Genomic DNA, 12312 nt, shown 5'->3' on the forward strand with positions numbered 1-12312 from the left:
GTCCTATGCCACCACCCTACCCTCACGGACGGCTGTCCATGCATACCTTTCGGCACACGTATGAATACAGGCGGCGAGAGGAAGAGACAAGCTTGTGGGGCAATTATTGAACCCCGTCGATGTAAACAAAAAGCCGCCACAGACCGTAAGACCTGTGGCGGCTTCGCCTCAATTAATAGTTGAGTAAATACCTGAGTCTACCCCTCGATACGGCTCAAGAACTCACGCGTGCGCCGCTCGCGCGGATGGTCGATAACCTGTTCGGCAGATCCCTCCTCGACAATGCGACCGCCGTCCATAAAGACCACGCGGTCGGCAACATCGCGCGCAAATTGCATCGCGTGGGTCACGATTACCATCGTCATATTCTGCGCCGCCAGGTCCTTAATGACACGCAGCACCTCGGCCGTCAGCTCGGGATCGAGCGCCGAGGTCGGCTCGTCAAAGAACAGGATCTCCGGGTCGAGCGCTAGGGCGCGGGCAATACTCACGCGCTGCTGCTGACCGCCCGAAAGCTCACACGGAACCTTATTCTCGTTGCCCATAAGCCCCATCTGAGCAATCAATTCATACGCACGAGCTTCCGCCTGCTCGCGCGGGCGCTTAAGCACGCGGATCGGCGCGTCGATGATGTTTTTCATCACGGTATAGTGCGGGAACAGGTTGTAATTTTGGAACACCAGGCCGAATCGCGAGCGCGCCTGCTTGGGAACATCTCCCTTCGCATAGACCGCGCCCGATCCCACATCCGTCGCAACCGCAAGGTCGCCAAACGAAAGCGAGCCACCGTCGAGTGTCTCGAGCAGCGTAGCGCAGCGCAGCAGCGTGGACTTACCGCCACCCGAAGGCCCGATAATCGCCACGACCTCACCGCGCTTTACCTCGAGCGAGATATCCTTGAGCACCTCATTGCCGCCAAACGCCTTGCGCGCGTTCGTTATCATCATTACCGTTCCGGACACGGGAACCTCCATGTGTTTGAGAAGTCAGCGAGCGTGTGGCTGACGAGACAATGTGCTTCGAAAGAGGAGCGCCGCGTACTTCTGTACGCAAGCGACGGTTTGAGGAGCAGATTGGCCGTCAGGCACGCGCGCAGCGTCGAGCAGTCCGCCGTTCGCTAGAACGGCGGAACGATCTAGTCATGATAATAGTCCAGCTTCTTTTCGGCAGCGCCCAGCAGCATCTCGACCACAAAGTTAAAGACCCAGTAGATCAACGCCGCAATCGCAAACGGCACCATGCTCACCTGCGAGGCGACCAGCGCCTTGGCGGTCGAGAACATCTCACCCACGCCAATGGCAAACGCCAGCGACGTGTCCTTGACCAGTGTGATGATCTCGTTGCCCATCGCCGGCAGAATACGCTTGGCGACCTGCGGCATCACGATATACAGAAACGTCTGCAGACGCGAGTAGCCCAGCACCTCGGCGGCCTCATATTGACCGCGCGGAATCGACTGCAGGCCCGAGCGATAGATCTCGGCAAAGTAGCCGGCGTAGTTGATGATGAATGCCACGACGCACGCCGTCCATTTGGAATCGGGCGTGAGCGAGATGCCAAACACGTAGTACGGGGCAAAGTAGATCGCAAACATCTGCAGCATAAGCGGCGTGCCGCGCATGACCGAAATATAGATGCGCGCGATCCAGCGAAGCGGCGCAATTTTGCTCATGCGCATAAACGCCACGGGAATTCCCAGCGGAATCGACCCCAACAGCGTCAGCACAAACAGCTGCAAGCTGACCAAGAATCCCTGGCCAAGCATCTGCATCATGACCTGAATAGACAACCCAAGCTCTCTTTCACAGTAACGGAACAGCGAACCCAATGCTAAAGCGGGTTTTCCAGGTGCCCGAGTTTGCCGTGAAAGAGGAGCGCCGCGTACTAAATGTACGCAAGCGACGGTTTGAACGGCAAAATCGGGTGCCTGGGAAAGCCGCTATTTGAGCACCCAGTTGTCGAAGGAAAGACCATAGCTTGAATACTTATCGCACAGGTCCTTGACCGTACCGTCCTCATAGAGCGCCTTGAGCGACTCGGTCACGGCGTCGGCCGACTTGCTGTCGCCCTTCTTAAAGCCGACGGCGTAGTGTTCGCTGGACAGCGGCTCATCAAGCTGCGTATAGGCATCGGGCTTGGCGGCCAGCTGATACTGAGCGATCGAGAGGTCACAGGCAACGGCATCGACCGCACCACTCTCGAGCTGCATAAACGCCGTGTTGTACTCACCGATGGTATCGAGCGTGGCAAACGTCGCGGCCAGATCCTTCTGGTCGCCCTCGAGCACATCCTGCGCAGCGGAATCAGTCTGGGTAATCACGGTCTTGCCGGCAAGATCGTCCCAGCTCTTGATACCCGCGTCCTTCTTGACCACCAACACCTGCTCGTTGAGCATATACGGCTCGGAGAACGTGTAGTCGTCCTCGCGGCCCTCCATGGTAAAGCCGTTCCAGATGCAGTTGATGGCGCCGGAGTTGAGCAGCGTGTCCTTGGCATCCCAATCGATGGCCTCGTAATCGACATCCCAGCCCTGCTTATCGGCAACGGCCTTGGCAAGGTCAAGGTCAAAGCCCGTGTACTCGCCGTCATCGCCCACAAAGCCGTACGGAGGGTAGGACTTGTCAAAGCCCACCACGAGCTTCTTGGACTCCGCGGCGCCCTTCACATCCTTGGCCGCGGCAGAACCAGCAGCGGAGCCCTTGCCAGCACCACCGCCGCAGCCGACAAGACCAAGGCCAAGCACCGTGGCGAGCGAGCCGGCTAGACCAACAAACTGACGACGAGACATATCGGTATTCATGGTATTCCCCCTCGATAGCACTTTAGTTAGGTAAAGTGAGTCATGTAACGTTCAGAATCATACACTTTAGCATGATAGAGCACAAGGCGAGTTTGCCCGCCGCGTGAGGGGTGTGGGGGTTAAGTTTCCTGCTCTACAGTCCTGCTCACGACGGAGGCCACATTAAGTGGCCTCCTGTTCGTGCGGAACTCGCGATAAACTTAACCCCCACACCCCTCACGCGGCGGGCAACCGTCGTTGGGCTTATCACTGACACGAATAAACCGCTTGTATATCGTCTGCTGGCTTGGCACGGTACAATACTTGCAGCTTTAATTCATGAATTAGTGGAGTTATTGATGGCAGAATCTCGTGCGGAGCGTAAGGCTCGTCGTGCTTTGATCGAGGCAGCTGAGGGGTCGGAGGAGAAATCTTCCACGAAATCCAAGTCTTCTAAAGCTGCAAAAAGCAAATCGACCAAGAGCAGGGCTAAGACCAAGCGTTCTGACTCTCGTCGGGGCGGGGACAAAGCACCTCGGACTCGTTCCAAGCGTCCGCATAATGATTCGGTTCCATCCGTGCGTAAGGCCACGGACCCCAAGTCTCCTTGTTCCATCATGAAAACTTGTGGTGGGTGCACGGCGCTCAATCGTCCTTATAAGAAGCAGTTGGCGGCCAAGCAGGCTGCTATGGAGGAGCTGTTTGCTGAGCTCTGCGAGCGCGAGGGCATTAGCGTCGACCCCATTCGCGGTATGGGAGTCACCCTGGGAGACCCGGGCAAATATCCTGCGCCGCGTGGTTTTCGTCATAAGGCTGCCACTCCGTTTGCTCCCGGCAAAGAGGGCGCTGTCCGCTGCGGCTTTTTTGAACGTGGGACACACAGAATCGTTGCTGTTCCTGAATGCCCTGTCGAGGCGCCGGGCGCTCGTCAGATTCTCAACGGCATCGCTCGCGAGGCCGAACGTCTGCATATTCCCGCCTTTAACGAAGACAAGCATCTGGGGCTGCTTCGCTATGCCGTCGTTCGCTGCGGCTGGCGCACCGACCAGATTATGGTCACCCTCGTGACCGCTCAGCGCGACCTGCCGCATGCGCAGGAGTTCTTTGAGGCTGTCGCCGCACTCGATCCGCATATCGTCACCGTCGCTCAGAACATCAACGGTCGCCCCGGAAATGCCATCTTGGGCGAGGAGACCCGTATCGTCTATGGCGCCGAATGCATGCGCGACCAGCTGCTCGGTTGCGAATTCGACATCTCCCCTACCGCGTTCTATCAGACCAATCCGCAGCAAACCGAGCTGCTCTATCGACTTGCCATTGACGGCATGGGCCTGCAGCAGGGTGACATTCTTATGGACGCTTACTGCGGCAGCGGAACCATCGGCCTGTGCGCCGCAAAGGATGTCCAGGACAAGGGCATCGGCATTATGCTGCTCGGCGTAGAGCGCAACCCGGCGGGCATTGCCGACGCACGTCGCAATGCCGAGCTCAACGGCCTCACCCGCAGCGCTTGGTTTATGGCCGACGACGCCACCGATTACATCCTGGACGCCGCCGACAACAACGAGCGGATCGATGTCCTTTCCATCGACCCGCCACGCGCCGGCTCCACCCTCGAGTTCCTCGAAGCCGCCTGCGCACTCAAGCCGCGCCGCATCACCTATATCAGCTGCAACCCCGTGACCCAAGAGCGCGACCTGCACCAGCTCCTCGACGGAGGCTATCGCCTGCTCAAGATCACGCCCGTCGACATGTTCCCCCATACCGACCACACCGAAACCGTAGCGGTCCTCGAGCGCCGCTAATCCACCCCGGTAGATTTTCGAGACAAGAAAGGGGGCGACCCGTCTGGACCGCCCCCTTCGCTTGGTTTATGAACTCCGCTACACCCCCTTGCGCAGGTCACACACGCCGGCTGCCGCCATCTCGCGCAGCAGCGTCTCGCGGTCGCGCGTCACGATCAAATCCAGCGGGAAGTGAATCTCGTCGAGCATCTTGCGCGCGTGATCGAGCTTGCCAATGGCCATGCCAATGTGGGCATCGGTCGACACGCCAATGCCCACGCCCAGTTCGGCACAGCGCTCGGCGATCTTGCGGCATACGGCCCAATGCTCAGTGTCGACACCGTGTTCAAGACTATGGTTGTTGATCTCGATAATCTTGTGCTTGGCCTTAGCCGCCAACAGCACCTCGTCGATATCGAACGGCACGCCCGAGCGCCCTGTGTGGCCCAGCATGAACACCTTGGGGTGCTCCAGGGCATTGATATACATCTCGGTCGTCTGGGCCAACGTCGCGCCCTCAGCGATCTGCGGATTATGCACGCTTGCCACCAAATAATCCAAATTACGCGTAACCAAATCGAACAGCGAATGCTCACGACTATACGAATCACCGGCGATATCGAGCGTGACAGGAGTATCCTCGCCAAACAGGCTTCCGTCCAGCGAAACGATATCGGCCTCGGCGCCGCGAAGCACCAGCACGCCGCTCCAAATGCGCGGCCAGATATCCTGGTTAATAAAGAATTGGAAACTGCGCAGGTCATTGGGACAAGGCGTAACCATCGAGCTTAAATGATCGGCGGAACCGAGCACCTGAAGGCCGCGCTCCGCCGCCCAATAGATGTTCTCCTCGATGGTTGAGTACGCATGCGCAGAGAACATCGTATGAGTATGAATATCACAAGAAAGAAGGTAGGGCATCGGGTCTCCTTGTCCAGTATGGCCGTCGCGTATATTCATTGTACGCATAGCTTTCGGCAGTCGTAAAACTGCTTCATCCCAATCACACAACGGCATAGACAACGGGGTCTGGCTTAAAACCAAACCCCGTTTCACGTAAAACATTGTAAGCAGAGCGCTTTACTTTCGACGATATTCGTCGGCCAGCTGCTTCCAGGCAGGCAGCGAGTTGACGATTGTCTCATAGCTCACGCAGTAGCCCAGGCGGAACCAGCCCGGCATGCCAAAGCTATCCGAAGGCACCGCGAGCAGCTCATACTTCTTCGCGCGCTCACAGAACGCATTCGCATCGGACTCCAGCGCTTTCACCCATAGGTAGAACGCGCCATCCGGCTCAACATAGGTGTAGCCGTACTCCGCTAGTGCATCGGTAAGCGCGGTGCGGTTGCGAGCATAGGCCTCGACATCACTCGGCTCATCGATGCAATCGATGATCACGCGCTGGAAGAGCGCCGGTGCGCACACGAAGCCCAGCGTGCGGGCGGCACCGGCGACGGCCGGCATAAGACGGGCAGCCTGCGGATTCGTATTGGGAACCAGGATCCACCCGACGCGCTCGCCCGGTAGCGAAAGCGACTTGGAGTACGAGTAGCACACGATGGTGTGCTCGTAGATCGAAGGCACCCAAGGCACCTCGGCGCCATAGACAATCTCGCGATACGGCTCATCCGAGATAAGCATAATCGGGTTCTCGGGATCGCGCTGAGCGTTGGCCTCGCGCAGAACATTGGCCAGTCGCGTCAGCGTGTCGCGTGTATATACGGCACCGGTCGGATTGTTGGGTGAGTCGATAATGACGGCAGCGGTCTTGTCGGTAATCGCCTTGAGCACGTTACTCACGCTCAGCTGGAACGTATCTTCATCGGCGAGCGCCTCAACACACGTGCAGCCGGCCTTCTCAATCCACACGCGATACTCCGGAAAGTACGGGGCGATAACAACAACCTCATCGCCCGGGTTCGTAACGGCGTTGAGCGTGCAGGTGAGCGAAGCCGCGGCACCCACCGTCATAAAGACGTCCTTGCCCTCATAGCTCGTGCCAAAGCGACGGTTGAGCGAGTCGGCGACGGCCGCTCGACATTGCGGCAGACCCGGCGCAGGCGTGTATCCATGCAGCTGGTCGCTCGGCAGCTCCAATGCCTTCTTAATGGACTCAGCAACAGCAGCGGGCGCCGGAACACTCGGGTTGCCCAGCGAAAAATCGAATACGTTCTCCGCACCGATCTGTGCCTTGCGCTCAAGGCCATAGCTAAAAATCTCACGGATGATGGAGCTTTCCGCACCGCGAGCATACATAGTTTCGTTGATCATCTGTTCCCCTTTCGCATAGGCGCTATTGTACGCTTTAGCCAACTAGAGCGCCACAATGTTGATTGGGGACAGACTTAAATGCGTGAAAACGCTCATTTAAGTCTGTCCCCAATCAACATATCGCTCAAAAGAAAAAGCCTCCACAGGTTTCCCCGCAGAGGCTTTCGCTACAAGAACTATTTGTCGGCGTCGGTGTTGCCGTCAGCGTTGACAGCATTGCCATCACCGGCATCATCGGATGCGGCTTCGGCATCCTCCTGCATGGCCGCCTGCGCAAAGGCCGCAGCATCAGCCGCCAGCTCCTCCTCGCTCATGCGAGGCGAGCACTTCTTGGTCGGCATGCCGGCCGCCTTGGCGTTGCGCTCCTCCTTGGCCGCCAGGATATCGCCCTCGCGCTCAAGGTAAGCATCCCACTCGTTGTCGAGCAGGGCGTTCACGGCGTCGCCTTCGACGGTCTCGCGCTCAAGCAGCACCTTCGCCATCAGATCGAGCTGATCGCGACGGGCATCCAAAATCTCGACCGCACGGCGATGGGCTTCGCGCATGATGCGCTGAACCTCGATATCGATGCGGCGCGCCGTCTCCTCGGAATAATCCTGGTGATCGGCGTAATCGCGGCCCAGGAACACCTGATGCTGCGCCTCGCCAAACACCTGCGTGCCCAGTTCCTCGCTCATGCCCAGACGCGTGACCATCTCGCGCGCCATCTTGGTCGCGCGCTCCAGGTCGTTGCTCGCGCCCGACGTGATGTCGTCGCACATGAGCTCCTCAGCAACGCGACCGCCCAAGAACACGGCAAGCTCATCGAGCATCTCGTTCTTGGTCTTGAGGAAGTGATCCTCCTGCGAAAGCTGCAGTGTGTAGCCCAGAGCCTGGCCACGGCTGACAATCGAAATCTTGTGAACCGGATCGGAGTGCTCCAGGATATGACCCACCAGGGCATGACCGCTCTCGTGGTAGGCAATCGTGGTGCGCTCGGCTTCGGTCATCACGCGACCCTTGCGCTGCGGTCCGGCAATCACGCGCTCCATCGACTCCTCGACCTCGTCCATCGAGATCACGGAACGATGGCGGCGAGCAGCCAAAAGCGCAGACTCATTGAGCAGGTTCGCCAGATCGGCGCCGGTAAAGCCAACGGTCATCTGGGCGAGCTTCTCAAACTTAACGTCCTCGTCCATCGGCTTGTTCTCGGCATGCACGCGCAAGATCTGCTCGCGGCCCTTCACGTCCGGACGGTCGACCGTAACCTGACGGTCAAAACGGCCGGGACGCAGCAGCGCCGGGTCCAAAAAATCGGGGCGGTTGGTCGCGGCGATCAGGATGACCGACTCGCTTTCCTCAAAACCGTCCATCTCGACCAGCAGCTGGTTGAGCGTCTGCTCGCGCTCGTCGTGGCCGCCGCCCAAACCGGCTCCACGCTGACGTCCCACGGCATCGATCTCGTCAATAAAGATGATCGACGGAGCCTGAGACTTGGCCTCCTTAAAAAGGTCGCGCACGCGGCTGGCGCCGACACCCACGAACATCTCGACAAAGTCGGAACCCGAGATGCTAAAGAACGGCACGCCCGCCTCGCCGGCAACGGCCTTGGCCAGCAACGTTTTACCGGTGCCCGGAGGGCCCACCAGCAACACGCCACGCGGGATCTTGGCGCCCAGCTTGCGATAGCGATCCGGATCGCTCAAAAAGTCACGGATCTCCTCGAGCTCCTCGACTGCCTCGTCCACGCCGGCAACGTCCTCGAACTTGACCTTGGGACGCGTAGCCTCGTTGGTCTTGGCATTGGTCTTGCCAAACTGCATGTTCCTATTATTGGCGCCCATCATCTGGCGCATAAAGTAGAACATGATGGCGATCAGGGCAATCGTCGGCAGCACACTCATCGCCAAGTCGCCCCAAAAATCGGGGTCGTTGGTGTTGACGATGTACTTGGTGTCGGGGTGCTCCGCCATAAGCTCGGCAAGCGAATCGGAGCCGACATAGGTCGAGGAGAAGCTCTTGAGCTCGCTCGTATCACCCTTGTCCTTTTTCGTCTTCCAGTAATGACCCGCCACGCTTCCGTCTTGAACCGTATAGGTCAAATCTTCGACGCGATCCTGCTTAATGGCGCTCACCATCTCGCTCGTCGCGAGCTTAACGGTATTGCTGGAGCTGGCAAAGCCGGAGCCCATGTTAAAGAAGGCGTAGCCCAGAAGCGCGCAAGCCAAAATAAAATACAGCCAGCCCGTACGCGTGGGCTTCTTGCCTCCGGGCATCCCCGGGATCTTAGGCTCCCGGGGAGTCTGGGAATTGTTATCGTTACGGTCGTCGGGCATCTTACGAATAAACCTCCGGTTTCAAAATGCCCAGATACGGAAGGTTGCGATAGCGCTCGGCATAGTCGAGGCCGTAGCCCACCACAAAGGCATCGGGGCAATGGGTTCCAACATACTTGGGCGTGACGGCCGAGGTACGGTCCTCAACGTCCTTCCATAGGAAGGCGGCGACCTCCAGAGAAGCGGGCTTGCGGCTCTCGAGGTTCTTCATCAGGTACTTGAGGGTCAGGCCCGAGTCCAGAATGTCCTCGACGATCAGCACGTCGCGACCACGGATGTCGATATCCAGGTCCTTAATGATACGCACGATACCCGAAGACTTCACACCGTCGCCATAGCTCGAAACAGCCATGAAATCGATGTTGGTCGGCAGCTCGATCTTGCGCATCAGGTCGCCCATAAAGACCACGGCGCCGCGCAGGACCGCGATCAGTACCAGATCCTTACCCGCGTAGTCGCGAGTAATCTGCTCGCCTAGGCGAGAGACGATACCGTCGATATCCTCCTGCGTAAACAGAACCTTCTCGATATCCGGATGTTGAGAAGCCATGACAACCCTTTCTTGTGCTTAATCGCCCACACACCGCCGTATGGACGCGAACTACACATTCTAGCAGCGCACGGGGTATATTTTCCAGCCCGCGCACCATCAGCGCGGGAATACCGTCAACGCCGCACAGAAAAGCTGGTGCGAGGAGCTAATCCGCGTCAACCACGCGAAGCAGATAGGCCACGCGCGTCGCCGCCGTGCACTTAAAACGTTCGTCCGCGCGAACGCCCGCGACCCATACTACGGCACCCCCCGGAGCCGTTCTTACCACGGGTACGCCAGAGCGGTCTGAAACAGGAATGCGCGCCTCGTTCAACAGGTCTGACACTTTCTTGCTTCGGCCGTTCATCCCCAACGGGCACATCACGTCTCCCGGCACAGGGCTATCCACCCACAGGCGCGCCGATCGTGCCTCGGTGGGAATCTCCCCGCGCGAGCCGGCTAACATCCGCTCGCCATCGCAGTCGGCAAACCCCAGGGCCGCCGCATCCACCAAGGCCGCAACCTTTCCGGCAGCAGCAAGCTCGCGGGCACGGTGCACGATATCGCACCCCGGCTCCACAGCCATCGGCTCCGCTGTCAGCATATGCCCCGCCCCCAGCGGCAGACGACCGGGAACGGAGATCCAATCGGCCACTAAACCCTCGCGCGCCGCCGGGGCCTTGAACGCCAGCATGCCAAACTCCACACGGGCATCAATTCCCGCAGGAAGCGTAACCGAGCCCGAGCCCGCAGCGACGCAGGCGAGCACGCGCTCCACGTGCCGCATCTCCGGTCGCGCGTCGGGATCGATGCGCTTAATCGCCAACCGCACGATACGCCGTGCAATCACAACCTCAGCGGCGGCAAGACGGCGCGCATCGAGCACCAGTGCGCCCGCCGCTTCCTTGCGCAGGCAGCTTCGAAACGCCTGTGCCGAAAGCTGAGAAAGAAAGACATCCTCATCGCCTAAGATCTCGCAGGCGGCGCCAATCGTCTTACAGACGCTCGCGTTGCGCCGTGCCACCACCGGCATCACCCGATGGCGTACATAGTTGCGCAGGTACGAAACGTCCTCGTTGCTTTCATCTTCCCGCCATGGCTGACCGTGCACCTGCAGATAGCTCACGAGCTCGCCATGAGTTAGGTCAAGCAAGGGGCGCACCACGATATTCCTTCGACGGGGAATGCTCGAAAGCCCAGCCGGGCCCGACCCCTTAATGGCGTTCATCAAAAATGTTTCCGCGCGGTCCGACGAAGTATGCGCGGTACAGATACGAGCCGCCGTCCGCGGTGCGCCCGATTCGGCACAAAGTTCGCGAACATATCTCCGTGCCGCGGCATAGCGCACCTCGCGAGCCGCAGCCTCGATATTGCCCGATTCGTCATCAAAATAGGCATGCTCAACACACAGCGGCAAGCCGTATTGCGCGCACAGGTCACGTACAAAGGCCTCGTCGCCATCGGATGCCTCCCCGCGCAGATGATGGTTTACATGCAGCACGTGCAATCGCTCGCGCGCAATGGGAGCGACGCCGCGCCCGTCCTGGATATCCAGCTTTGATGTGCAAGCCATAAGGAGCAGCGCCGTCGAGTCCGCACCGCCTGATACCATGAGCACTACGGGGGCAGCGGCCTGCCGCGTTGCCAGGGCGCTCTTATCCGTCCTCGGCGCGGCATGATGTCCATAGTGCTGAGATACCGTTGGCATTCGCTTCCTCCTCTATTCATCCGCACCCATTGTATCCTTTGGAATCTTATGTCTCGCCTGCACCTTCATATCCTCGGCAGCGGCTCAAAAGGCAACTGCGCACTCGTCGAGGGGCCTCAGGGGCTCATCATGATCGACAACGGCCTGTCCCGCCGCGAGACACTTAAACGCATGGCGGAGCTTGGCCTCTCGGCAGACGACGTCGCCGCTCTAGTAATCACCCATGAGCATGGTGACCATATCAAGGGGCTCAATGTATGGTGCAAGCACTGGCATGGTCCCCTCTTTGCCAGCAGGGACACCCTTTCATGCAAAGAAAACCTCGCGCACCTGCCCGTAGAGGAATTTGACCCCGGCGACACGCTCCCCATTGCCGGCATCCACGTGCAAACCTACTCAACATCGCACGATGTCATCAATCCTGTCGGCTATCGATTTAATGCTCTCGATGATTCCATTGGGTTTGCCACCGACACCGGAGAGTTATCGAGCAAGGCCATAGGCATCCTCAAAGACTGTCGAGTTCTCGCGCTCGAAAGTAACCACGATGTAACTATGTTGCACGAAGGACCGTACCCACGCTTTCTTCAGGAGCGCATCCTGTCCACAAAGGGGCACCTCTCCAACAACCAGGCCGCCGAAGCCGCGCGAGAACTTGTTACCGATCGCACCGAACAGCTCATCGCCATGCATATCAGCCAGGACAATAATCGTCCAAGCCTTACCGTCAAAAGCTATGCCAACGCGCTTGATGCAAGTCTCGATGATGAACTCGGCAGCTCAGCCACCTGTCTTCAAGGGCCACGGAAGCTCTCGATACGCCCTGCAAGTCAGTATCAACCGACAACTATTCAATAGCCCACTCAAGACAATCAAAACCACCCCTAAAAGGGGTGGTTTGCTCTTAGGGTATAACCCTTGGA

Annotated in this window: 10 protein-coding genes; 2 read left to right on the forward strand and 8 right to left on the reverse strand. The window is 58.8% G+C overall.

Annotated features, from left to right (window positions below):
• Positions 1 to 197: 197 nt before the first annotated feature.
• From DXD77_RS08350 to DXD77_RS08360, 3 genes are all read right to left on the reverse strand, one after another.
• Positions 198 to 947, reverse strand: coding sequence for an amino acid ABC transporter ATP-binding protein (locus DXD77_RS08350; RefSeq protein WP_199409024.1), 750 nt, complete (start codon positions 945 to 947; stop codon positions 198 to 200).
• A 188-nt stretch (positions 948 to 1135) separates the two neighbouring features.
• On the reverse strand, positions 1136 to 1774 hold the full coding sequence (locus DXD77_RS08355; RefSeq protein WP_089573491.1) for an amino acid ABC transporter permease: 639 nt from the start codon (positions 1772 to 1774) through the stop codon (positions 1136 to 1138).
• Positions 1775 to 1939: 165 nt separating this feature from the next.
• A complete protein-coding gene (locus DXD77_RS08360; protein WP_117648401.1) occupies positions 1940 to 2800 on the reverse strand; it encodes a transporter substrate-binding domain-containing protein in 861 nt (286 codons plus the stop codon).
• 338 nt (positions 2801 to 3138) lie between these two features.
• Here DXD77_RS08360 and rlmD point away from each other — a divergent pair, with 338 nt between their 5' ends.
• Positions 3139 to 4584 carry a 23S rRNA (uracil(1939)-C(5))-methyltransferase RlmD gene (gene rlmD / locus DXD77_RS08365; protein WP_117648402.1) on the forward strand — a complete coding sequence of 482 codons (1446 nt, stop codon included), beginning with the start codon at positions 3139 to 3141 and terminating at the stop codon, positions 4582 to 4584.
• A 78-nt stretch (positions 4585 to 4662) separates the two neighbouring features.
• Here the strand turns inward: rlmD and DXD77_RS08370 are convergent, their stop codons facing one another.
• The 5 genes from DXD77_RS08370 to tilS form a co-directional block, all read right to left on the reverse strand.
• A complete protein-coding gene (locus DXD77_RS08370) occupies positions 4663 to 5484 on the reverse strand; it encodes a phosphatase (protein WP_117648403.1) in 822 nt (273 codons plus the stop codon).
• A 159-nt stretch (positions 5485 to 5643) separates the two neighbouring features.
• Entirely contained in the window at positions 5644 to 6834 is a 1191-nt protein-coding gene (locus DXD77_RS08375; protein ID WP_117648404.1) for a pyridoxal phosphate-dependent aminotransferase, read from the reverse strand.
• A 176-nt stretch (positions 6835 to 7010) separates the two neighbouring features.
• The gene (ftsH, locus tag DXD77_RS08380) at positions 7011 to 9149 is read right to left on the reverse strand and encodes an ATP-dependent zinc metalloprotease FtsH (RefSeq protein WP_117648405.1); all 2139 of its coding nucleotides are present in this window, start codon (positions 9147 to 9149) and stop codon (positions 7011 to 7013) included.
• A 1-nt stretch (position 9150) separates the two neighbouring features.
• Positions 9151 to 9699: a hypoxanthine phosphoribosyltransferase gene (hpt, locus tag DXD77_RS08385; protein WP_055251779.1), complete on the reverse strand. Its 549-nt coding sequence runs from the start codon at positions 9697 to 9699 to the stop codon at positions 9151 to 9153.
• A gap of 148 nt (positions 9700 to 9847) precedes the next feature.
• The gene (gene tilS / locus DXD77_RS08390; RefSeq protein ID WP_199409025.1) at positions 9848 to 11389 is read right to left on the reverse strand and encodes a tRNA lysidine(34) synthetase TilS; all 1542 of its coding nucleotides are present in this window, start codon (positions 11387 to 11389) and stop codon (positions 9848 to 9850) included.
• Between the two features lie 48 nt (positions 11390 to 11437).
• On the opposite strand from tilS, the gene DXD77_RS08395 reads away from it, so the two are divergent.
• A complete protein-coding gene (locus DXD77_RS08395; RefSeq protein WP_117648406.1) occupies positions 11438 to 12247 on the forward strand; it encodes an MBL fold metallo-hydrolase in 810 nt (269 codons plus the stop codon).
• Positions 12248 to 12312 lie beyond the last annotated feature (65 nt).

The organism is Collinsella sp. TM09-10AT, assembly GCF_003436275.1.
Classification (GTDB): Bacteria; Actinomycetota; Coriobacteriia; order Coriobacteriales; family Coriobacteriaceae; genus Collinsella.